The sequence below is a fragment of the Chryseobacterium oncorhynchi genome, from assembly GCF_002899895.1.
Lineage (GTDB): Bacteria > Bacteroidota > Bacteroidia > Flavobacteriales > Weeksellaceae > Chryseobacterium > Chryseobacterium oncorhynchi.
The window spans coordinates 401,732-426,519 of the sequence record NZ_PPEI02000004.1 but is presented as its reverse complement, the minus strand read 5'-3'; the positions used below and the strand labels follow the sequence as shown (position 1 = coordinate 426,519).

Annotated in this window: 19 protein-coding genes and 1 pseudogene; 1 reads left to right on the top strand and 19 read right to left on the bottom strand. The window is 35.0% G+C overall.

Annotation, left to right across the window (positions count from 1 at the left end; translation table 11 throughout):
* Positions 1-69: 69 nt before the first annotated feature.
* The 3 genes from C1638_RS15545 to tsf all read right to left on the bottom strand — a co-directional run bounded on the left by C1638_RS15545 (position 70) and on the right by tsf (position 7,330).
* Positions 70-2,880 carry a T9SS type B sorting domain-containing protein gene (locus C1638_RS15545; RefSeq protein ID WP_109622424.1) on the bottom strand — a complete coding sequence of 937 codons (2,811 nt, stop codon included), beginning with the start codon at positions 2,878-2,880 and terminating at the stop codon, positions 70-72.
* 78 nt (positions 2,881-2,958) lie between these two features.
* Positions 2,959-6,306, bottom strand: a complete 3,348-nt coding sequence (locus C1638_RS15540; RefSeq protein WP_109622422.1) for an FIDD domain-containing protein — start codon at positions 6,304-6,306, stop codon at positions 2,959-2,961.
* 196 nt (positions 6,307-6,502) lie between these two features.
* Positions 6,503-7,330, bottom strand: a complete 828-nt coding sequence (gene tsf / locus C1638_RS15535) for a translation elongation factor Ts (protein ID WP_109622420.1) — start codon at positions 7,328-7,330, stop codon at positions 6,503-6,505.
* A 143-nt stretch (positions 7,331-7,473) separates the two neighbouring features.
* On the opposite strand from tsf, the gene C1638_RS15530 reads away from it, so the two are divergent.
* A complete protein-coding gene (locus tag C1638_RS15530; protein WP_109622418.1) occupies positions 7,474-8,256 on the top strand; it encodes a DUF6759 domain-containing protein in 783 nt (260 codons plus the stop codon).
* A gap of 54 nt (positions 8,257-8,310) precedes the next feature.
* Here C1638_RS15530 and C1638_RS15525 read toward each other — a convergent pair whose 3' ends face one another.
* From C1638_RS15525 to pdxA, 16 genes and pseudogenes are all read right to left on the bottom strand, one after another.
* Positions 8,311-9,267, bottom strand: a complete 957-nt coding sequence (locus C1638_RS15525; RefSeq protein WP_109622416.1) for an acetyl-CoA carboxylase carboxyltransferase subunit alpha — start codon at positions 9,265-9,267, stop codon at positions 8,311-8,313.
* Between the two features lie 49 nt (positions 9,268-9,316).
* On the bottom strand, positions 9,317-10,825 hold the full coding sequence (gene gltX / locus C1638_RS15520; protein ID WP_109622414.1) for a glutamate--tRNA ligase: 1,509 nt from the start codon (positions 10,823-10,825) through the stop codon (positions 9,317-9,319).
* A gap of 221 nt (positions 10,826-11,046) precedes the next feature.
* Positions 11,047-11,919: a glycosyltransferase family 2 protein gene (locus C1638_RS22880; RefSeq protein ID WP_109622541.1), complete on the bottom strand. Its 873-nt coding sequence runs from the start codon at positions 11,917-11,919 to the stop codon at positions 11,047-11,049.
* Positions 11,920-11,934: 15 nt separating this feature from the next.
* A pseudogene (locus tag C1638_RS22875) lies at positions 11,935-12,924 on the bottom strand (WaaS/CpsH family glycosyltransferase); the annotation flags it as partial.
* Between the two features lie 8 nt (positions 12,925-12,932).
* A complete protein-coding gene (locus C1638_RS15510; protein ID WP_109622412.1) occupies positions 12,933-13,970 on the bottom strand; it encodes a glycosyltransferase family 2 protein in 1,038 nt (345 codons plus the stop codon).
* A gap of 6 nt (positions 13,971-13,976) precedes the next feature.
* A complete protein-coding gene (locus C1638_RS15505) occupies positions 13,977-15,164 on the bottom strand; it encodes a glycosyltransferase (protein ID WP_109622410.1) in 1,188 nt (395 codons plus the stop codon).
* A gap of 3 nt (positions 15,165-15,167) precedes the next feature.
* Positions 15,168-16,154 carry a WaaS/CpsH family glycosyltransferase gene (locus tag C1638_RS15500; RefSeq protein WP_109622409.1) on the bottom strand — a complete coding sequence of 329 codons (987 nt, stop codon included), beginning with the start codon at positions 16,152-16,154 and terminating at the stop codon, positions 15,168-15,170.
* A 4-nt stretch (positions 16,155-16,158) separates the two neighbouring features.
* Entirely contained in the window at positions 16,159-16,905 is a 747-nt protein-coding gene (locus tag C1638_RS15495) for a glycosyltransferase family 2 protein (protein ID WP_109622407.1), read from the bottom strand.
* A 384-nt stretch (positions 16,906-17,289) separates the two neighbouring features.
* Positions 17,290-18,540 (bottom strand): ornithine--oxo-acid transaminase, encoded by a 1,251-nt coding sequence (gene rocD, locus C1638_RS15490; protein WP_109622405.1) that lies wholly within the window; start codon positions 18,538-18,540, stop codon positions 17,290-17,292.
* Positions 18,541-18,902: 362 nt separating this feature from the next.
* Positions 18,903-19,934: an MAC/perforin domain-containing protein gene (locus C1638_RS15485; RefSeq protein ID WP_109622403.1), complete on the bottom strand. Its 1,032-nt coding sequence runs from the start codon at positions 19,932-19,934 to the stop codon at positions 18,903-18,905.
* 131 nt (positions 19,935-20,065) lie between these two features.
* Complete coding sequence (locus C1638_RS15480; protein ID WP_228428175.1) at positions 20,066-20,617, bottom strand: YdcF family protein; 552 nt, start codon at positions 20,615-20,617, stop codon at positions 20,066-20,068.
* An 81-nt stretch (positions 20,618-20,698) separates the two neighbouring features.
* Positions 20,699-22,054 (bottom strand): acetyl-CoA carboxylase biotin carboxylase subunit, encoded by a 1,356-nt coding sequence (gene accC / locus C1638_RS15475; RefSeq protein ID WP_109622401.1) that lies wholly within the window; start codon positions 22,052-22,054, stop codon positions 20,699-20,701.
* A 98-nt stretch (positions 22,055-22,152) separates the two neighbouring features.
* Positions 22,153-22,632, bottom strand: a complete 480-nt coding sequence (gene accB / locus C1638_RS15470) for an acetyl-CoA carboxylase biotin carboxyl carrier protein (protein ID WP_109622400.1) — start codon at positions 22,630-22,632, stop codon at positions 22,153-22,155.
* A gap of 127 nt (positions 22,633-22,759) precedes the next feature.
* Positions 22,760-22,963 (bottom strand): 50S ribosomal protein L32, encoded by a 204-nt coding sequence (gene rpmF, locus C1638_RS15465; RefSeq protein ID WP_007843326.1) that lies wholly within the window; start codon positions 22,961-22,963, stop codon positions 22,760-22,762.
* Positions 22,964-23,030: 67 nt separating this feature from the next.
* Positions 23,031-23,567, bottom strand: coding sequence for a YceD family protein (locus C1638_RS15460; protein WP_109622398.1), 537 nt, complete (start codon positions 23,565-23,567; stop codon positions 23,031-23,033).
* An 84-nt stretch (positions 23,568-23,651) separates the two neighbouring features.
* A complete protein-coding gene (gene pdxA / locus C1638_RS15455) occupies positions 23,652-24,743 on the bottom strand; it encodes a 4-hydroxythreonine-4-phosphate dehydrogenase PdxA (RefSeq protein ID WP_109622396.1) in 1,092 nt (363 codons plus the stop codon).
* Positions 24,744-24,788 lie beyond the last annotated feature (45 nt).

Below are 24,788 nucleotides of genomic sequence, written 5' to 3'. Positions count from 1 at the left end.
ATTGTTGAAAAGGTAATAAAAAAACCGCGATTTTAAAGTCGCGGTTTTGAATGTTTTATTTTGAATTTATTATTCTCTGTTTTTTACTAAAATCCAGCCTGTGTATTTTACCTGAGTCTTTTCTTTATTAGCTTCATTCCAAGATACGTGATACCAATATGTACCGGTTACAAGTCTCTTGTCAAAATGTTTTCCATCCCACTTGTAATTATTGAATTTAGTTCCGGTAAATATCATATTTCCATATCTGTCATATACTACAAAAGATAGGTTGTCTTTATAAGCAAGTTCACTGTAATCGATGAAGTCATTTACATTATCTCCGTTAGGTGTAATCGCATTCAATAGATTTGGAACTGTAATTTCTGTAGCAACAGGCGTACAGTTGTAAGCATCTTTTACATAGAATGTGTGCTGACCTCTTGTTAATCCTGCAAAAGTATTAGAATCTTGCCAGTTTGCAGTTCCGTCCACAGCAAATTTATAAGGAGCTTTACCACCCGCTACAATTACTGTTGCACTATTATTGTTGATTTCGATTTGTTGAATTACAGGATCTTCAGCTTTTTTCACTCTTACTACTTGTGTAAGGAAGCATCCGTTTTTACTTAGTATTACAGAATACTCACCAACTCCTACATTTCTGATTCCAGAAGTAGTAGCACCATTGTCCCACGCATAAGAGTCATATCCAGGTCCAGCGTCTAAATCTGTTTTAGCATCAATACAAATATATTTATCTACTAAGATTGGAGATTTTTTGATTGGAAGAGGAATAAGTTCAATTTTTGAAATAGCAGTACATCCTTCAGCAGTAGATACTTTTACATATACAAATCCACCCGTTGAAGGGAAGTTATCTGGTGTTGTTATTTCATTGATACCCGCATTCAGGTCGGTTAATGAGCGGTAGTATTTTTTTATTGCTGCTCCGTAATCTGTAATCTTAGCCTTAGTTAAATCAAAATAAGCATAAGGAGCTACATCATACCAACAAGCTTTAATAGTCGCATCTTTTACAACGAAAGGAATAACATTAAGCTCTAGAGTAACTTCTTCACAGTCTGTAAACTCTACAGAATCTCCACAAAATGTGTAAACAATTTTATCTGGTCCCTCATAATTAGCATTCGGTGTGTAAGTAATTGTTCCATTTGGATTTACAACTGCTGTACCTTTAGTAGGAGGGGTAAGAATCTTTACTGTAGTTGCTACCGGAGTCTGTGTTGAAGACGTAAAAGTAGGTGTAATGATCTTGGTAGCACAAACTGCAAGGTTTTGTTTTGTAATTTTTAAACAGTTTTGTACTTTATAAACTGGTGTAGTAACAGGAGGACATGTTCCCATTGTTACTTTCACGGTATAATTTCCGGATTGTGTAGGAGTATAGCTATAAGATGTTGCCCCTGGGATAGCTACTCCATTTCTGAACCACTGGTAAGTTTCATATCCATCATCCACTTCCAGAATAAGCCCTGGAACACAATCTCCTGTTTTCTTCGCAATTACAGGAATTGAAGAGAATCCGGCAAAGTAACCTCCATATCCGGCAGAGCTGTATCCTCCGTTAATACCTGCTGTTACAGCCTTGGTAGAGGTAATGGTAAGGTTGTTTACAACTCCAGATATTGCATAAGTTACCCACTGTGTATTTCCTGTAAGAGGATATGGTCCTTCAGCTGTACTAGGAGGGTTATTATTTACCAATACGGTAGCTCCTGCTTCAGTTAGAATATTTAGTTTTAGTGTAATGGCATCTGTAACGCCAGGCATTTCATTGATCTTACCAATCTCATCAATTTTTCTTGGCAGGAAACAGTTCAATGGTGGAATATAGTTAAACCCATTTGTTGCTGCATTATTATCTATTCCTATAAATTGATATAGATATACATTCTTGGATGTTGAGATAAACATATTGGAATGATTTCCTGCACCAGCTTGTGTTACATAGCTTGTTTCATTAATTCGGTACCAACCTCCTGCGTTAATTGTTTCAATAGGAGTAGTAGATCCATTCAGATAGATTTCAGTGTTGTCTTCAGTAGCAATAATAAGTCCTCCCTCCATATTAAGCATAGGATTGGTAGATCTTGTTTTTACCATGGCAAAAGTGTTTCCAAGTCTATCAACAGGAACCGATTGGTCAAGAATAGGGTCAGAGCCACTTGTAGGAGTTGAGAAGTTACCGTTGCAACTTCCATTGGTAAGGGTAACAGGCTTGTCTGCAACCACCTTTGCGCCTATAAATCCGTTCTTATTAGCTGCGGTAGATCCACTTCCGGTAAAAATGAAAGATTCTCCTTTATTTAAAACAAATGAATGGGTATTTCCGGGAGGCGTTCCGTTAGTGAATACCAGTCCTGGAGTATTCCATGATACTGTTACACTGGTATTGTTTTCGGTAGCCATAATCCCTGCCGTAAAGTTATAAAGGCCATTAAGGTCTGTATTAGGACTGGCGGCTACATAAAATTGTTTACCAATTCCGGCTTTTCCTTTACTGGTAATAATTTCACCATGTACAGATTGTGCCAATCTTAAACTACAATAAAAAGGCTTCTCTCCTTTTAGATAAAGCCCTTTGCTGCCTACATTAAAGGCTTGCGTAGTCGCATTAGCAGATATAATAGATGCATCTACATCCACAGTCTGCGGGTTTCCTTTACTGATGGTAACCGTTGTAAGAACGTTATTATTATTAAATACTTGTACGGGAAAGGGTGTTGTGGAATCTGTGGATAGATATAGCCTGTTCTCAAAGTCCCCTACAGAGGGAGCTGTGTAATAAGGTGCTATCCAATGTTCAGTATCCCTTTGCGCAAAGAGGGTATTAATTGATAAAAAAAGTAACACCAAACTAAGTAGAAATCTTTTCATGTGTATGGAATTAGGATTTCTACAAAATTAAAATAAAAAATCAAATACCTTTAATAAATTGCAAACAAATGTTAAAAATTACTCTCGATTTTTAATTAAAAGCCATCCTGAGTAAGAAACTTGTAATTTTGAATCTGGTTCAATCCATCTTATTACATACCAATATGTTCCCGTAGGAAGATTTCTTCCGTTTGATCTTCCATCCCAAATATAATTTTTATCTGAAGACTTATAAACAGAGGCTCCGTATCGGTCTGCGACCTCTATAGATACGTCTTGTTTTATTCTTAATTCGGAATAATTAAGAACATCATTGATGCCATCTCCATTAGGTGTAATTGTATTGATAAGATTAATGACTAAAAACTCCTTGGTGATATAACGACATCCATCTGAACCTAATACATATACTGTATGAAGCCCTCTTGATAGCCCTGTGAAAATATTAGATGACTGATAGTCTAAGCCATTTAAAGAATATTTATATGGAGGAGTTCCTCCAGTTACATGAACTGTTGCCGTAGTACCGGAAACATCTATTCTTGTAATGCTAGGGGATTGTGCCGTTGTTACATTTACCTGTTGGCGGTATACACATCCATTGAATCCAAGGTCTACATAATAAGTTCCTGCATTTGCAATAATAGTTTGGACTGTTGCTCCATTGCTCCATAAGTAAGAAGAAAATCCGGGTCCTGCATCCAATAGAATCTTTTCGTTGGAACAGATGATTTGATCATGAAGTGTGGTAGATTTTTTAGGAGCTTTTAAAGTAAGTGTTAATACACCGGTATTAGGGCATCCTGTACTACTTTGGAATCTTACATAAAATACACCTGTAGAAGTAATAACCTGTGAAGCTGCAATAGGGTTAGTACCTGTCTGAGCATTGGCAAGGGAAGCATGAAATGATAAAACTACTGTCGGATCTATTGTAAATAAAGCCTTGTAGTCGTTTAGGTTTATAGATTCTGATCCATTCAGATCATTGTCACAGATGTCTGTTTTTGCATTGTCTGTTATTAAAGGAATTTTATTTCCAATGGTGAAATTAATTTGCCCTAAAGCTGGCGGACAGTCTCCTACATTGGCTGTTACCCTTATGTATACAGTAGTACTGGCTGTGTAAGTCCAGTTGGTAGGAAGCGTATTGCTATTTCCTGCATTGGCATCAGCCTGGGTAGGATAATATTTTACAGTAAAGTTGGCAGAGTTCGTTACAATTTGTGGTGTTACATTGTTGAAATTAACATCCACTATTCCATCTAGATTTTCATCGCAAATATTAGCATTGAAGTTACTGGTGTTAATATTAGGAGTAGGATAGGTGCTTAATGTAATTGTAGACACTTTAGAACATCCATAAATAGAAGTTACATTAGCATAGACAGTTCCTGATGGTCCTGAATAAGTAGTAGGAGTGGCTATTGGTCCTGTTAAGTTGGCGTTTGTAAAGTAAGTTACCGTTGCACTTGTATCCGGAGTTACATTAGCATTCTTCAGATTAAAGGTTCCGTTCCCGTTGGCTGCAGCACAAGAAAACATACTGTCATTAGTTGTCTGAAGAACATGGGTATTGACTACAATTTTAAAATATTCAAATGCTGCCGGCGTTCCACTTCCCTGGATATAATATGTAAATGTATCCGTAATATCTGTGGTAATAGCTGCATTGGGAGTATAAGTAATTTGCCCTGTTGTAGGGTTTATTGCCACAGTTCCATTAGTGGGTTGTACAATAATGCTTGTATTAGCCGGAACCACTGTTTGGCTCGAGCTTGTAAATGAAGGAGTAATTACTTTCGTATTACATGATCCGATATCATAGGTTGTTGTGGTTATAGGCGGACATGCTGTATAATCAAACTCTGCAGTCATTCTGGATTCACAACCAGTTTTAGTAATATAGCAGGTATATATTCCTGATCCGGATAAATCTGGATTGATAGTAGGGGTTGTAGCCCCCGGAATTTCAACTCCGTTAAGATACCATTTGTAGGCATCATGTCCCGGATCTACTTCCAAAAGTACCCCATTGTAACAATCACCGGTTTTGGAAATCACCGGAATAGAAGAGAATCCTGCAAAATATCCTCCATATCCTACAGCACCATTTCCTGCGGCAATTCCTGCTGTAACTGGTTTTGTAGAAGTTACCGTAATATTTCCGGTTACATTTGGCATGGAGTAGGTTATCCAATTTGAATTTCCGCTTACAGGAGCAAATCCTGTCACTGGATTTCCATTAACGGTTACTGTTGCTCCCGTTTGAGTAATGATATTAAGTTTTGTATTATAAGCAGTACTGCCTATCATATTAATGAGCCCTATCTCATTGATTTCTTTAGGCAAAAAACAGCTTAAAGGTGGTATAAAATTCATCCCTCCTGTCTGATACACTGTGTTTCCTGAAGCACCGGCAAGAAGTTGATATACATATACATTTTTGCTCGCTGAAATATTCATGTTGTAATTTCCGTTACCCTGATTGATGTAGCTTGTAGCTTCAATCATACGATATTCTCCAGCATTAAGAGTAACACCCGATAAAGGATTTCCGTTGATGATAAGGGTAGTGTTATTTTCTGTAGCAATGATAAGAGCTTTCTCCATTCCTACAGTATTTGGTCCATTTCCTTTTACCATTACAAAATCTTTTCCAAGTCTCTCCGTAGGAACAGCCTGGTCCATCAATATATCTACATTGGTGCTGTTTTGGGTTGTATAAAGACCGTTGAAGTTTCCATTAGTTACCGATATAGGTTTATTGGCAACAAGTTTTGCCCCTAACAATCCTCTTCTGTTATTCACTCCGCCCATATCACTATTTACATCAAGGATATAAGATTTACCCTTATTAATAGTAAATGTTCTGGAAGGCATTACACTACCATCCGCAAAAACAATATTAGAACTATATCCGGATAGAGTTACCGTGGTATTGTCTTCTGTAGCAGTAACCCCTACAGTGGAGTTTACATAATCTTTTGGAGAAGTGGTGGGAGCGGTTCCTATGAAAAAAGTTTTTCCAACTCCGGCCATTCCTTTAGAAGTAATAATTTCAGCTTGTTGTGGAACTGAAAACCTAAAGTTAGCAAAGAATTTTTTAGATCCTTTTACATGCAGCCCCATCGTATTCTGAGTAAACAGATTGTTCATGGTAGAAGCAATCATGTAAGTGCTAGGAACTGTAAGTTGTACAGGGTTTCCTTTACTTACCTGTACGGTAGAAAAAACAATATTGTTATTAGAGACCTGTACAGAAAACGGAATAGTCTCGTTGGTTGAGAGATATAAATAACATTGCGGGGGAGTATTTCCCTGAAGCGAACTTGCAGACATGGGAGCAAACCAGTGCTCGGTATCCAATTGTGCATTAACAATTAAGCAAATAAAAGTGCAAATAGCTAGTAGAAATTTTTTCATGTATTATTATAAGGGGCCGCAAATCTATGTATTAATAATCACATTTTTGCGTAAAAAAAACTTTGAAATTTAAATTAGGCTACAATTGTTGAATATTTAAAATTCACTTCATTTTGCGTTCATATTCATTAAGTTTATTCCACAAAAAAATCCCGATGAAACTCATCGGGATTAAGTATTTTCTTTGAAAGAAAGATTAAGCTAAGCTAATTCTTACAAATCCTGTTACTTTAAGATCTGCGTTTACAGATTTTACATAGTCAGCTACAGAAATAGAGCTGTCTTTGATGAAATCTTGGTGTACCAAAGTGTTGTCTTTGTAGAATCTCTGCATTTTACCTTTCAAGATATTGTCGATAATGTTTGCAGGCTTACCTTCTTCAACAAGTTTGTGTCTTTCGATCTCTAATTCTTTATCAATAGTTTCCTGAGAAACAGAAGTCTCATCAAGAGCAATTGGGTTCATAGCAGCAGCCTGCATAGAAACAGCTTTAGCAGCTTCGTCAGCTCCTTCTACTTTAGCAGAAAGTGAAGTGATAGCAGCAATTTTGTTTCCAGCGTGGATGTAAGCTCCTAAGAAAGGTCCTGTAATTCTTTCGAATGCACCGATCTCAATTTTCTCACCGATAACTCCTGTCTGCTCGATTAATTTCTCAGCAATAGTCATTCCGTGGAAATCTGTAGCCAATAATTCTTCTTTAGTAGCAGCGAAGATAGCCATTTCAGCTATTTCGTAAGCAAGCTCGATGAAAGCTTCGTTTTTAGCAACGAAGTCAGTTTCGCAGTTTAAAGAAATTACAACACCTAAAGTGTTATCTTCGTTTACTCTTGCGATTACTGCACCTTCACTTGAATCTCTGTCAGCTCTGTTAGCAGCAACTTTTTGTCCTTTTTTTCTAAGGATATCTACCGCTTTTTCGAAGTCTCCTTCAGCTTCAACTAGAGCTTTCTTGCAGTCCATCATACCTGCACCTGTTTGGTTTCTTAATTTAGCTACGTCTGCAGCAACTGGTGTATAAGACATAATATCTATTATTTTTTATTTAAGATTAGTATTAATTTTTAGCTTAATTTTAGAGCAGTGCAAAGATAATGATTTTAATCATAAACTAAAAAATGACTTTTCACGTTATTAATATATTTAATACTATTTTAAAGATTTGATTAATGAAAAAAATCTTCCTTCTCCTATTTATATGCGTTTTTTCTCTTGGATTTTCTCAAAAAAAGAAAAAATCAAAATCTAAAGCTGTTGTAGAAAAAGAAACTGTGATCATTTATACAGAGCAGGAAGCCGAGACTTCTAAAGAAGCTAGAGTGATTGCAGGCTTCATAAAGCAGAATCCCGGTCATGCAAAAACAGATCGCTTGAAAAAAAGATTGATGGACATTATCATGGCAGATAATTCTCCGGAGGCTAAACCTACGATAAAGCCAATCAGTAAAGAAAAAATTGAAAAAATTGTAAAAAATAATGAATTAAACAGCGGTAAAGTGCTTGCAAGCAACAATACATCGAATAATACTAAGGCCACTACCACAAATAATACCAAGAACACGGATAAAATTAATGATGCTATTAATGCTTTGAAAGAAGAAAGACGAGTAACTTATGCATCAGCAGGATCCGCAAAAAGTGCAGGAGCTGCAAAGTCTGAACCAAGTAGTGAAGCCAAAAGAACAGCAGCGATGTTGACCCATATTTTTAATACTGATATAAGTTCTAATGAAGCTTATATTAATATTAAAAACAGATCCAGCTGTAATTTAATTATAAAAATAAGTGGCAAAAAATATTATAATCTAAGTGTTCCTGCGAAAGGACAAAATTTTATTTTAATAGATAAAGGAGAATATGTGCTGACAACAATGGTATGTGATGCGAAATATTCCTCATTAAAGAAAATTACTCAGGATATTGAGATTGCCCTCAATGTTGCTGAGGATTAAAGAAGAAGACTAAAGTAAAAAAGGTTAAGAAATTTTCTTAACCTTTTTTTATTTTTATCCTTTAAACTGACCCATCGCAATGAACTTGTCTTGTCTCTGGGTTTCAAGCTCCTGTCCTGTAAATTTGGAAAAAGCCTTGATATTTTGTAAAATAGAATTTTTCAAGTTTAAATAAGTGGTCTCCTGATCATAGTGAGCGCCCCCAAGTGGTTCTTCAACGATTCCGTCAATGAACTTTTCTCTTAAGGCATCCTGAGGAGTAAGGTTTAATGCATTGGCTGCATCTTCCTTATGATCCCAGTTTCTCCATAGAATAGAAGAACAGCTTTCTGGTGCAATTACAGTATACCATGTGTTTTCCAACATATATACTTTATTACCTACACCTATTCCTAAAGCTCCACCACTTGCTCCTTCACCAATGATGTAAGTGAAGATTGGAGTCTTCAGCTGAACCATTTCAAAAATATTTCTTGCAATAGCCTCACCTTGTCCTCTTTCTTCAGCTTCTAATCCTGGATAAGCTCCCGGTGTATCTACTAATGTCACAATAGGGATGTTGAATTTTTCAGCAAGCTTCATTAGTCTTAAAGCCTTTCTGTATCCTTCAGGATTTGGCATTCCAAATCTTCTGTGCTGTCTTTCCTTAGTAGTTCTTCCTTTTTGAGTCCCAATGATCATTACTTTCTGACCATCCAAGGTAATCAATCCTCCAATCATTGCCGGGTCATCAGCGAAATTTCTGTCTCCATGAAGTTCTAAGAAACTGCCTTTGTCTGCCATTCCGTTGATGTAGTCCAGTGTATAAGGACGATCCGGGTGACGAGACAGTTGTACTCTTTGCCAAGGTGTAAGATTTCCATAGATTTCTTTTTTCTTTTCTAAAATCTTATCCTCAATCTGACTGCATGCTAATTTTACATCAACACCACTTTCTTCTCCTACTAAAGAACACGTCTGGTATTGGTCCATCAATTCTTTGATAGGAAGTTCGAAACTTAAATATTCCATTTCTTGAAGTAAATTAAATCTTTCAAATGTATGAAAAATTATGTTAATTCTATTTAAAATTATTTATAGCATTGCTTATTCTAGAGGTACTTTCCTCTTTACCAATGATTTCCAGAATATCCGGAACATCTGGTCCTTTCAATTCTCCTACCAAAGATAAACGTAGAGGCATCATTACCTTACCCATTCCCAAGCCTTTGTTTTCCGCGAAATCATGCATAGCCTGCTTTAAGGTTTCAGCAACAAAGTCTGTAGATTCAAATATTGTGGATAATTCTCCTAAAATAGCAGATGTTTCATCATTCCATGCTTTTTTAGATGCTTTTTCATCATAAGAAGAGGGAGCTTCAAAGAAGAATTTTCCATTCTCATAGATGTCTTTAGGGAATGTAGCCCTTTCTTTCATCAGGTGAATTACTTTTAAAAGCTTTTCATCCGAAACAGCAGAAAGATCTAGATCTGTATTTTTAAGGATCTGAAGAAGCTCTTCATCAGACTTCATCTGAATATACTGATGGTTAAACCATTCTGATTTTTCCTTACTGAATCTTGCCCCAGCCTTGTGTACTTTATGAAGATCAAACTCCTTAATCATTTCTTCTAAAGGAAGAATTTCTTTATCATCAGCAGGAGACCAACCCAATAACGCTACCATATTGATAAATGCATCAGGAAGATAACCATTTTCTCTATATCCTTTAGATACTACACCTGTTTCAGGATCCTTGAAATCAAGCGGGAATACAGGGAATCCGAACTTATCGCCATCTCTCTTGCTTAGTTTTCCTTTTCCTTCAGGCTTTAGAATTAAAGAAAGGTGTGCAAATTGTGGAGCTTCCCACTGCATTGCTTCATATAATAAAGTGTGTAATCCTAAAGATGGTAACCATTCTTCACCACGAATCACGTGAGAAATTTCCATTTCGTGGTCATCAATAATGTTAGCGAAGTGGTAAGTAGGCATCCCGTCATTTTTTACAAGAACCTTGTCATCCAATGTATTGGTGTTTACCGAAGATTTTCCACGGATGATGTCCTCAAGATTTAAGATTCTGTCAACAGGCATTTTAAATCTTACTACATACGGCGTTTTTTCATCTAATAATCTTTGAACTTCCTCTTCAGAAAGGGCAAGACTATTTCTTAAACGATTTCTTGTTTTGTTGTCATAAGAGAAAACATCACCTTTTGCTTCAAATTCTGCACGGATAGCATCCAGCTCTTCCGGTGTATCAAAAGCGATGTAGGCATAATCTGTTTTTAGAATCTGCTCTGTATATCTGTCATAGATATCTCTTCTTTCAGATTGTCTGTAAGGAGCAAACTTTCCTCCTTTCTTAGGACTCTCATCAGGAATGATTCCGCACCATTCTAAAGCTTCTTCAATATATTCTTCAGCTCCTTCTACATATCTTGCGGTATCTGTATCTTCAATTCTTAATACAAATTCTCCCCCTTGATTTTTAGCAAAAAGATAATCATATAATGCGGTTCTTACGCCTCCCAAATGCAAAGGTCCTGTAGGACTTGGAGCAAAACGGACTCTTACTTTCTCCATTTTCAATTTAAATTTTTGCAAATTTACTTAAAATTATGCGTTTAAGAGATGATTTATCACTTCGTCTTGGCTTTTTTGTTTTTAAGTTGTAAATCTAAAAAATAAGAGGAGGTTGGGAAACGACTTTACTGAAAATGATATTGAATATGACTTACTTTAATTGAAATTATGAAAAAGGCTGTCTGAATAATTCGGACAGCCTTTTTTGTATTGTTGTAATATTAATTCTTTTTTATTCCTATGACTTTTAAAACCTTGTTGATTTTATATTTCATCGTTCTTTTATAGCCCAGCAGCTTAATTCTTTCCATCAGCTGTAGGTTTTCTTTCATGGTAGCCAAAAGATCCTGTTTAAAGAATTCTCTTAGTAAATCTTTATCTGCAATTACCTGTTCCAGCTTATCAAGGGCTTTTATTCTATTTTCCTGCATGAAAAACAAATTGTGCGTCATACCAGCAGAATTCATTCTATAAGCCAAAAGATATTCTGGGACAAAATGAGTTTCCGGTGCGTTTTCATAAGCCTGAAGCCAGAAAAACCAATCTTCTTTAGCTTTAAGTTCTTCGTTGAACTTATATTTTTCTACAATATCCCTGGAAAAAATAGCACAGTGAATAGGTATTGAAAAAGTATTATCCCATTTTAATAAAACCTCTTTTTGACTGAAATATTCCGTCTTCAAAATGCAATGGGGAGGAAGAACGGTTTGTGTAGCACTATCAAATCGTTGGAAATCTGTAATCACAATGGCATTTGTTTGATTATTGATCTCTCTAACAGATTTCTCAAATTTTTGATTGTATAAATAATCATCACAATCAAGAAACTGAACAAAGTCACCCGTGATATTTTGAATCCCTGCATTTCTTGCAGAGCTTAAGCCGCCATTTATCTTTTTAATGTACTTTATCCTGTTGTCCTTTTTCTGCCAGTTCAGGGCTATATCTTCAGTATTATCTGTACTTCCGTCATTCACCAAAATACATTCCCAGTTTGAATACGTCTGGTTTATCAGGGAATTTATGCAATCATCCAGAAAAACTGCCTGATTATAGCAGGGAACAATGACGGATATCTTGATGGAATTATTCATGTTTATAGGCTCTTTTATCGTTTTATCGTCCTGGATTATTTCTCTAATCCAATTACTGAAACCATATTGTTGTACAATTTCCTCCGGTAATTCATGATAAGGAGTACGTAAAAACTGATCAATATTGTTGTAATTGTTATTTTCTACAACAAAGATATTATCGGGATGGTAGAAATTGTATTTCTTTACCATGATATTATCTGTGATCACTTTTTTCTTGTAGTACATTCCTTCAAAAAAACGAATGGAAAGTCCGTTGTGTAAAGGATCTACAAAATCTAAAAGTATATCGGAATCCTTTACCAATTCCAGATTTTCTTGAAAGCTAATCCTGTTCTGGATGTATTTGATCTTATCATTCCTTTTTTCAGGTTCCTGAAAGTATTGAATGAAAATGGATAGATCAACGGGCAGATCAGAAACTTCTGTAATGAATCTATCTATTTTTTCTTCACGACTTTTCCAGTATAATCCTACAAAATACAACCTTGGTTTCTCTGTGTTGTATTCCTTATGTGCAGGAGGGAGATGATCAAAATAAAAATTAGTAATGGGCTTAATATTGGGTTGAGATTCCACATTTTCAAAACAGAAGAATGAATCAAACAGATTGAAGTAATTTTTAACTTCAGGAAACTTCTCAATGCCATCCCATTGATAAGCAATAAGTTTTTTTGTTTTCTTTTTTAAATTTTGGATAAAAGGAATGGGGAAAATATCCGGACGAATCACTAAGATATAATCCAACTCTCCTTCAATGGCTGAAATACTTTTATTAAGGTCTTCAAGAAAATGTCTGTTAATAAGATCTTGCTTGTATTCCTTATTTCTCAGAATGTTTTTAACGAAAAAATTTTTTATACTTTCAGTGCCTTTATATCTAAATTTTGAAACTTTATCTGTAATTAAATAGGTTTCAAACCCCTCTTTTTCCAAATTATCTAAAAATAGTTTGGGAAAATCAGAATAATCGGGCATTACCAAAAGAAATTTTTCTTTCTTTATCACGTTATTTATTTTGAATTAAAGATACTGAATAATACTATTTTATAATATTTTCTGATACTGTTGACCGGGGAATTGAAATATTCCTTTTTTATACTTTCAGCATCTTTTAAACTTATACTATTGAGAAATTTAAAATACCTTTTTTCAGTACTACTCAGCTCAATATGATCATTAAATTTAGGATTTACTTCTCGGAATGTTTTTTCCATTTCCTGAATGGCTTCTGTGGAGTAATTTCCATGGTGTTTATAATTTCCAATGATGATCTTTTTAAGATAAACAATATAGTAAGCAATAATACTCTGATCAGGAAACTTCAGATAATATTTCTCGTAAATAGTTTTGATTACACTAAGATATCCAAGCAGATTTTTGTCACTATTTTTTTTGGTAATCGACTGAGAGTTGTCGGCAGTGTAGTGGTAAGTGACATCGGGTATAAAAGTTACATTTTTTGCGGAAAACATTACCTCAAAAAACCAAAGTTCATCCTCATGATAAATTTTGCTCAGGAATTGTAACCTGTTTTTCTTTAGAAAGTCTGTTTTGTAGAGCTTATTTTGAGCCATTGGACTTAATCCTTCGGTTATGTTTTTAATAAGAACCTCAGAGTGTTTATTCTCAATAGCCTGTTTTTTTTCCAGATGTGGTAAGTAGGAAAGAATCTTTTTTTCTTCCCAGGATACAACTGCAGTTTTTCCTACAATAATATCTTCTTTACCGGTATAGGTGGATAGTAGGGATACTATGGCATTGGACGGGAGAAAGTCATCACTGTCACAAAAAAATATAAAATCTCCGGTAGCTTTTTCCATTCCAAAGTTACGGGTGTCAGACAGACCTTTATTTTCCTGGCTGTAAACCTTGAATCTTGTGTCAGAAAAAGTAGTAATGATATCCAAAGTATCATCTGTACTTCCATCATTAATGATGATACATTCAATATTTTTATAAGTTTGGTTTTGAATGCTTTCAAGAACCTCTTTTACGTAATAAGATGCATTATAACAAGGAACAATAATGCTTACTAGAAAGTTACTCATGGATGGTTATAATTTTTTTAACGTAGTACTTACGGCCTCTATTGAAAAAGGTTTTAAGCTATCAACAGAATTCTGGCTTAATGTATTCCAAAGTTCTTCATTATTATTCAATTGAATAATAGCTTCTGCAAAACTCTTTTCATCATTAGCAATCAATACGTTTTTTTTGTCGATCAACTGCATTCCTTCAGCGCCTATATCTGTGGTAACTACGGGGAAAAAGTATTCAAAAGCCTGTCCGATCTTTCCTTTTACACCAGCCCCAAATCTTAACGGAGCAACCATAATTCGGGAATTCATAAAATGCTCTTCTACACTTTCTACAAAGCCCAAAAATTTAAACTTAGGATATTGATTGATATCCAGCTTGTCTGCAACATTCCCAATGACGCTTACCTCAAGTTCCGGATTGGTTTTCCAGACAACAGGCATTATTTTTTCGTATAAAAATTTTACAGCATCAATATTAGGCTCATGGATAGACCCGATGAAAATAATTCCCTTGCTTTCATGGAAGCTTTTCCTATCTGAAATATCAATCTTCGGGTAGTGGATGTTGGAAATCGTAATGATTTTATTTTGATCCGCGTATTGGCTCATAATCTCCTTTTCTTTGTCAGAAATAGCGATGATATAATCTAATTGTGGAGCCACAACAGTTTCCAGGTGGAAAAAGTGCTTATAGTTTTTCTTTAAAGAAATACGGGTGGGTTCTATTTCAATAGCTCTTTTATATCTTAAAAAATGAATATCCACCATGTCATACATAAACTTTGTATGGGGTAAGATATTTTTCATTTTTTTGTAGAACAGATTCAGAGCAAGAGGGCCATTGAACCAAACGTAGTCTATATTTTTAGCAGAAGAAAGAAAAGCATAGATGTTTTTATATTTATTATTCTCTACAAAAACAATGACTCCATGCTGTTGGTAAAACTTTACGTAGGTGCTGTCCTCAAACATATGAGGAGCAAATAAAATACAGTTATACCCTAATTCTTTATAAATTAGAATAATTTCTTTCAGCCTGTTGGACCCGGAATCCTTATCGTGAGTGGGAAAATCCCTAGAGGTAAAAAGGATTGTCTTTTTCGATTCATCATACAGATGAATATTGATGATATCCTGAGTTTGAAGATCTTTAAGTCTCTTCTTTCTTTTAAAATGTTTTTTTATATCCTTTAAGATTCCCATCAGTTAGCTTTTATTATCCAATCCAAAAACCTTGTTTACCCAGCTATCCAAAGTATATCTTTCATAGATATCCTGCGGAATACTTTGATAAGGGCTTTCAAAAAAAGATCTGTCAAGATTAGTGATATTTTTATTTAAAATCAAAATATTGTTCGGATTGTAAAAATCGTAGGTTTTAATAGATTCATTATCCGTGATGATTTTCTTTTCCAAAGACATGGCCTCAAAAACCCTGAAGCTTAGTCCATATTGGCCTTCACGCATCAGATCAAGTAAAACTCTGGAGTTTTTATAATATTTTGGAAGATCGTTATGTGGAATCTTTTTGATGCTGAAAATTAAGAAAAGATTTTTGGGGATCTTGATGAATATATTGGTCAGCTGATGTCTCCATGATTTCTTTCCAATCACCATGATCTGAAACTTCAACTCGAGGTCAATTAATTTTTTTGCCAAAAATTTCACCAATGAAACTCTTCTGCTATCATAAGAGGTGATGTAGAAAAGATCCATTTCAGGATTTTGGCTTTCCTTTGAAATATGGGGCAGATAAATGTAATTGGTTATTTTTTCAAAACCATGCTGCTTTACATCTGCAATATCAAAGGAAAATATCTTATCAAAAAGATATAGTTTGTCTTCAACAGGCACTCTTTCAAGATTATCATAAAGATAAGTGATCAGTCTGTCTGTATATTTTCTGATCTTTTCAAGAGTAGAAAGATCAAAGGTATCCGGATTTAGTACTAATATCTGGTCCTGATGTCCTAGTTTTTCAAGGGAATCAAGAACATATTTTTGTCTTTTTTCGGTCTTAAGGTTCTTGTTTAAAAAAGTCTTGCTTAAGGCATTTACAGCCCTTTCGTTAAAGTTGGAATGGGTTACGGTACTTATTTTTATATGATGGGACTCAATACCTCTTTTGCATAGTGCTTCAACAATATACTTATCATAATCCCAGAAGTCATAACTAATGATACAAATCTTCATTCAACTAATTTTGCTCTTTTTTTAATGATTCATAGGTTTCAAACACACTTAAGGATTGCAGATAAGAAAGCTGATAGCCTTCTTTTCCGTCTAGAATACCAAGTCTCATTATGTAGGCTTTAAAAAATTTAAAAACAGTTTTAAGATATTGAACCAAAACACTGTACTTTTTCCCTTTTGCAGCCAGTTCTTTTCCCTTTAATACTCCGTAATGAATCATTTTCTTTTTGTAGGATTCATAATCTGAAACGGAGTAATGTAATAATTTATTTTTTAAAATCCCAATGCTTCCGTTTACCTCAAGCGTTTCATGCACTTTTTTGCCTGCCATATACCTTGCTTTCGATTTTCTGAAAAGTCTGAAATTTTTATCAGATTGAGTTCCTGAAAAATGTATTGGTTTTTGGGCAAAAAAGAATTTTCTGTAAAAATAATAGGCATCTTTTTGCTCAGGCTTGTTTAGCTCATCTATAATCTCTTGTTTTAGAGCGGGAGTAATTCTTTCATCTCCGTCCAGAAACAAAACCCAATCATGGGTTGCTGCATCCAGGGCGAGATTTCTTTGCTTTGTAAAGTCCTCAAATTTGTTTTGAATCACCTTTACATTAGGGAATTTTTTTGCTATATCTACAGTTTTGTCCGTACTGAATGAGTCTATCACGATTATTTCATCACAGAAATCGAAACATTCCAGGACTTCCTGTATATTTTTTTCTTCATTATATGTTATGATTAAACCACTTATTTTCATCACAACGTATTGTTAGACAGAGATGTAATTACGATCTCGTTTAATATCATTTTTAGTCAATTTTTATCTGTCAAAGATAAGTTTTAATTTGAATTTTATAGACGAATCCTTGCCATTTATATCCATTCTATATATTCCTTATAAATATAATATAAGGAAATAAATCCACTTTATTACAATTTACAATGCAAATTAGAGTCCTAAATTTCTTTATAGGGAGAATATCATTTTTTTAACACCAGTTTAACGTACTTTAAACCGAATGGTAGATTCTTACTTTGGAGATATAAAGTATGGGTATGATCTTTAACAACCATACCCATGTTTTTGATGATTCAACAATTCAAATATTGTTGTTCATATTATGTTTTGAGAAGAAAATTCTTACTTGTTATATTCAAGAATAGTCTTTTCTATAATTTTTACACAATCCAGCAATTGCTCTTCAGTAATTACCAATGGTGGTGCCAATCTGATGATGTTACCGTGTGTTGGTTTTGCTAATAATCCGTTTTCTTTTAATTGTAAACAAAGATTCCAAGCGGTTGAACTGTCTGGGGTATCGTTAATTAAAATAGCATTTAAAAGTCCCTTTCCTCTTACTTTTGTAATAAGTTCTGTTTTTTCAATTAGCTTGTCAATTTCAGCTCTGAATAACTGTCCAAGTTGTTCAGCTCTTTCAGAAAGTTTTTCGTCTGCAACTACATCTAACGCTGCTACAGCTACTGCGCAGGCAATAGGGTTTCCTCCAAATGTAGAACCATGTTGTCCGGGCTTAATGACATTCATGATTTCATCATTTGCCAATACTGCGGATACAGGATACATTCCACCTGAAAGTGCTTTTCCAAGAATTAAGATGTCAGGTTGTACATTTTCATGGTGACAAGCAATAAGTTTACCTGTTCTTGCAATACCTGTCTGAACTTCATCAGCTATGAAAAGAACGTTGTACTTTTTACATAGCTCAGAAGCATTTTTAAGGAAGTTTTCATCCGGAACATATACACCAGCTTCTCCTTGAATAGGCTCTACTAAGAATGCTGCAATATTTCCAGCGTCTTTGCTAAGAACTTCTTCTAGTGCTGCAATGTCATTATAAGGAATTTTGATAAATCCAGGGGTAAAAGGCCCGTAGTTTTGGTTAGCATCAGGATCATTAGAGAAAGAAACGATGGTTGTAGTTCTTCCGTGGAAATTGTTTTCACAAACGATGATCTTTGCCGCGTTTTCTGAAATACCTTTTACTTCATAGCTCCATTTTCTGGCAAGCTTTACAGCTGTTTCTACTGCCTCAGCACCAGAATTCATCGGTAAAACCTTATCAAATCCGAAAAGAGTAGTGATCTTTTGCTCATACTCTCCTAATTTGGAGTTGTAGAATGCTCTTGAAGTTAAAGCCAGCTTCTGAGCCTGCTCTACCAATGCTCCTACAATTTTAGGATGAGAGTGTCCTTGGTTCACAGCAGAATATGCTGAAAGAAAATCATAATACCTGTTGCCCTCTACATCCCAAACGAAAACACCTTCGCCGCGGTCCAGAACTACTGGAAGGGGGTGATAGTTGTGTGCTCCATGTTTGTCTTCAAGGTCAATAAAATACTGTGAGTTTTTTGTTTGTTCTGCTGTTGACATATGTTTGGTTTTTTACAAATTTACATAATATTAATGAGATGATTGAACAAATGCCCAGTGCGGTTAACGGCTGCAATTGAAGTAAATTTTGAGACGGAATAAAGCCGATTTAGAAAATATTTTCTTTTTTGAACGGCTATTGCAGGTATTATATCTTTACAAAAATTGAATTTTTATATCTTCTTTTTAGATTAATTTTTTGTTAATCTGTAACTGGATGATATGTTGCAACTTAATATGAGGGTATTTCTTGTTATAAGGGCTGACTTTACATCAGGCTATCATTCATAGTATATCTTAAGAAAATAAATGAGGCTGTTTCAAAAGTGAAACAACCTCATTTATATATAAATTAATTAGTCTTAATGAGATGCTAAAAGTACCTGATTACTTGTTAGATATTGATCAACATATGATTTTAGTTGAGCTTTTTTTGATGGATCTTTTACTAGATCATAAATTAATACCAAACCATTAGGTCCAAAATCTACCAGAACTGAATTGTCCTTAGTAGAAGTATTTTGCCAGTCGGAAATATTAATTTTAGAATTAGGTTGATCGAGATTGAACATTTTTGCAAAACCTTTTGATTTGTCTCCACCTCTTGTAACACAATATAGTTTCTTAGAATAATTTTTAGAAGCCTCCTGTGCATCTGTGTCATTTGATGCGTTTGAGTTCAAATTATTAATAACTGTTTTTACCCCAGCTCTGGCAGCACGTTGACGATCAGGATTGGTTGTTTGGGCCTGAAAGATCATATCTATTTTAGCGCCTGTGTAAATATCCACCGTAATGTGTGTTCCGTAATCACGAACAATTTGTTCCGGTGTTTTAGACTGAATGTCTTGTAAGAAATCTTGAGTAAGGTAATTGCTAAGCATATCCGCAGTAGCGTTTATACGATATCTTTTTTGCTTGATAAGAAGATTGTAGCTTCCATAGATATATTTAGCATCAAAAAGATTGGAATTATTTGTTGTTGCTGAACTGATTATACCTGATATTGTTTTTCCGTAAAGCTGCATTTCCTCTGTAGCTCCTACTTTGTTTGAAATCACTTTTGAGAAAGCGGCAGCATCCGCACCATATTCCTCTGAATACTCCTGAGATAATGTATTTTCATCTAGTAATCTTGCTCCTTGTTCTGCTTTGAATAGATCAATGTTGATTACTTTAGAACCTGTAGCATTAGCGTTTGCATACTCTCCGGTTACATTGTAGCCATATCCAAGGGCATTATAAGCTCCGAATTCTTTATTACTTTCAGGTAATTTTAGATTCTCACTGGTAGGGTTTTGAGTTTGTGTTTCAACAAGGGTTTCATCATTTGAACATGATGATGTAGACAGCATAAGTAGAGCACCTATGCATACTAAGATTTGCTTTTTCATAGTTATCAAAATAATTTTCACCAAAAATAGAGGTAAATCAAAAACGTGGGAAATAATACTGTGTGATAAAAATCATGATTAGCGATTTTAGAGATAGGGTTTCAAGTAAAAAAGTTGACAAAAAGTAGGGCTTAAAGATAATAAGCAAAAAACTCTCTGAAGACAGAATATAAATCTCTTATTTCGAAATATATTGGACTGGAGCTTTCTATGTTTTTGAAATTGTGTTCTCTGAATATTTTTTTTATACGCGTTTGATGGTAGAATTGCGATACGGAAATAATTTTGCTAAACCTTAGGCTGTCTGTTATTTTTATGGTGTTAATGACCGTTTTTTCTGTATTATCACCAAAGTTATCCACCAAGATGCTCTCTGTTGGGATTTTGTTTTTAACCAGATATTTTTTCATTTCTGTACCCTCCCAATATCCCTCTTTACCTAGTCCGCCACTCACAAGTATATCTTTGACCTGTTTGTTATGGTACAGTTCTATACTTTTATCAAGTCTGGCCTTCAGTCTGGGAGATAGGGTTCTGTCTTCATTTACTTTATTTCCAAAAACTACTGCCAGATCTGCTTTCTGCTTTGTTTCTGTAAAACCATCATACGTGATGTAAAGTGAATGAATGATAAACCAGGATAGCCCCGCAATCAGGATATATTTAAAAATATTTTTCAACATATTATTTCATCATTAGATATCTACAAAAATAAAAAACTGCCTCAAAAAGAGGCAGTTTAAAGTTTTTATTTTAAAATAATCTTAGTGATTATCATATTTTCTATCCATTACAAAATCTTCCATGAATTTTGTAGTATAGTTCCCTGCAAGATAATCTTCATTATCCATTAGTTGTCTGTGGAAAGGAATAGTAGTTTTTACACCTTCAATATAGAATTCCTCCAGAGCACGCTTCATTTTTGCAATAGCTTCTTCACGGGTTTGAGCCGTAGTAATAAGCTTAGCAATCATAGAGTCATAGTTAGAAGGGATTGTATATCCTGAGTAAACGTGAGTGTCTACTCTAATTCCATGTCCGCCAGGAATGTTTAATCCTGTGATTTTTCCTGGAGATGGTCTGAAGTCTGCATAAGGGTCTTCTGCGTTGATTCTACATTCAATTGAATGTAGTTTCGGGTAATAGTTGATCCCTGAAATAGGAGTTCCTGCAGCAAGAAGAATTTGTTCTCTGATAAGGTCATAATCAATTACCTGCTCAGTAATAGGGTGCTCTACCTGGATTCTTGTATTCATTTCCATGAAATAAAAATTTCTGTGTTTGTCTACAAGGAATTCGATAGTTCCTACTCCTTCATATCCAATGAATTCAGCAGCTTTTACAGCAGCGTCACCCATTTTCTCACGAAGTTCATCTGTCATGAACGGAGATGGAGTTTCTTCAGTTAGTTTCTGGTTTCTTCTTTGTACAGAACAGTCTCTTTCAGAAAGGTGACAAGCTTTACCGAATTGGTCACCTGCAACCTGAATTTCGATGTGTCTAGGCTCTTCAATCAGTTTTTCCATATACATACCTCCGTTTCCAAAGGCAGCCACAGCTTCCTGAATTGCAGATTCCCAGTGATCTTTAAGGTCTTCAGCTTTCCAAACAGCTCTCATCCCTTTACCACCACCACCTGCAGTTGCCTTGATCATTACCGGATATCCAGTTTCTGCAGCAACTTTTAAAGCGTGTTCGTAAGATTCGATCAAGCCGTCAGAACCAGGTACACATGGTACACCAGCTGCTTTCATGGTAGCTTTAGCATTTGCTTTATCTCCCATTTTCTCGATCTGTTCAGGAGAAGCACCAATGAACTTGATTCCGTTCTTTTCGCAGATTCTTGAGAAGTTAGCATTTTCAGATAAGAATCCGTAACCTGGGTGAATTGCATCAGCGTTGGTAATTTCCGCAGCAGCAATAATGTTAGGGATTTTTAGGTATGAGTCTTTGCTCATCGCAGGACCAATACAAACAGCTTCATCAGCAAATCTTACGTGAAGACTGTCTTTATCAGCAGTAGAGTATACCGCTACGGTTTTGATCCCCATTTCTTTACAAGTACGTAAAATACGCATTGCAATTTCGCCACGATTGGCTATTAATATTTTTTTGAACATCTTCTTCAATTTGAAAATTAGATAATTTGAAAATTAGATAATGTTATTTTAATGTAGAATTTAATCTAACATCTAATGTCTAACATCTAACCTCTAAATTAAGATGGGTCTACTAAGAATAAAGGTTGGTCGTATTCTACCGGAGTAGCATCATCAACTAGGATCTTAACGATTTTTCCGCTGATTTCAGACTCAATCTGGTTGAATAACTTCATTGCTTCAATAACACAAACTACTTTACCTACAGAAACTTCGTCACCTACATTTGCAAATACCTCTTTATCTGGAGATGGCTTTCTATAGAAAGTACCGATCATTGGAGATTTGATTGTTACATATTTACTATCATCAGAAGCAGCTTCAGCCTTTTCAGATGGAGTAGCAGGAGTAGCAACAGGTGCAGGAGCAGCTACTGCTTGTGGAGCAGTGTGGTATACTGCAGGTTGTGCATAAACAGCATCGTTTCCAGCTAATGGAGTTTTAATAGTGATTTCGAAATCCTTAGTCTTGTACTTCACCTCTGAAACTTCAGCCTTAGATACAAACTTAATAAGATTCTGTATGTCTTTAATGTCCATAAATTTGATATTTGATTTTGGTTCAAAGATACCAAAAAAACGTAAAAAACAACAAAAAACCGCCAAATTTTATCAAAATTGGGCGGTTTTTGTATTAAAATGAGGCTTTTTCAATGAAAAGCGACTCTTAGTTTTCTTCAGTAGTAGCTACTTCTTTTTCCAATACTACTTTACCTCTGTAGTAAAGTTTTCCTTCATGCCAGTGAGCTCTGTGGTATAGGTGAAGCTCTCCTGTTGTTGCATCTTTAGCTAATTGAGGAACTACAGCTTTGTAGTGAGTTCTTCTCTTATCTCTTCTTGTGGACGACTGTCTTCTCTTTGGATGTGCCATTTTCTAATAACTTTTTTAATTGATGAGCGATGAGATTCATCATCTCATCATATTTAAATTATTCTATTTAATTATTGTCTCTTAATTTTCTTAATGCGTCCCATCTTGGATCGCTCTCTTGTTCTTTTTCTTCTTCCTCAGCTTCTTCAATTTCTTTTGGGCTGAACTGCTCAAGAATTTTTAGATCTTCTTCATTTATATTAGGTGATATTTTTTTCATCGGGATAGAAAGCATTACATTTTCATATACCAAATGTGCTACATTGAATGCATGATCTCCTGTAGGGATTGTAATGACATCTTCATTGCTGTCATCATACTCTTCTCCGAAATTCACCAAAATTCTGATTTCATTCTCAATAGGATAGTCGAAATTTTCATTTGTGACATCACAAACCAATTCAACCAAACCATTTATTTTAATCTCAAATTCTAGAAAAGTAGTATGCTTATCTAATAATACATTTACTATTATTCTAGGATTTGTAAATTCCTGCTCAGTATCAAATAATTGAAAGAACGTTTTATCTATCTCAAACTTGAACTCGTGTTTTCCGTTTTTAAGTCCGGAAAAGCTTACGTCATAGTTTCTTAACTTGTCCATAAAATGAGTGTGCAAAAATATGCATTTTTTTTATAATAACAAATAAAATCTGAAACAAATTAATTTAAAATTTGTTTCAACGATTTATGCTTCAGTTTCCTCAGGCAGATCTTCATCTACTCCATTATCTACAGCTACTTTTCTTGGCTGAAGACGAGTGCTCATCAGTTCGCCGTATTCACATCTATTCTTGAAAATTTTGATTGCAGTGAAAATAGCTTCTGTAAAACTCTGCTCATCGGCAAGGTTCTTTCCTGCAATATCATAGGCTACTCCGTGATCCGGAGACGTTCTGATAAACGGAAGTCCTGCTGTATAATTTACGCCTTCTTCATAAGCCAATGTTTTGAAAGGGGCTAATCCCTGATCATGATACATGGCCAAAACGGCATCAAAGTTTTTATATTTGTTCGGTTGGAAGAAACTATCTGCAGGGAAAGGGCCAAATGCTAATATTCCGTTGTCTGATAATTCCTGAATAGCCGGACTAATGATTTCAATTTCTTCATTTCCGATCACACCACCGTCGCCTGCATGGGGGTTCAGTCCCAATACAGCAATCTTAGGCTTCTGAACGCAGAAGTCTTCAATTAAGGTTTGATTAAGTGCTCTGATCTGTTTTTTTATTTTTTCCTTAGAAATATTCTCAGCAATCTGAGAAATAGGAATGTGGTGGGTGGAAACTGCTACTTTCAGATCTTCAGTTACCAGAAACATTAATCCTTTTTTGCTGAATTTTTCTTCAAAATATCCGGTATGTCCGGCATGTTTAAAGCCCATTTTTACCATTTCATCTTTGTTGATGGGGGCCGTTACAAGAACGTCAATGTCTCCTTTCATCAAAGCTTCAGTAGCTGCTTCTAAAGAATCAATAGCCATTTGGGTAGATTCTTCAGTAGGCACACCAAGTTCTACGTTCACGTTTTCCTTTGTCAGGTTAACCATGTTGAGTTTTCCTGCCTGAGCCTGCGAAGCTTCATTAACGTAGTTGAAATTAAGATTCAGCTTGAAAATATTTTTCTGATAAGTGAATAATTTCCCCGAACCAAAAATTACAGGAGTGAAAAAATCTGTAATGGTTTTGTCTTTCAGAGACTTCATGATGATCTCCGGACCGATGCCGTTGAAATCACCGATTGAAATTCCTACTCGTACTTTATGGTTTTTTGGGCTCATTTTGATTATCTTTGAAGATTATAATTTACAAATTTAGCAAAAAAT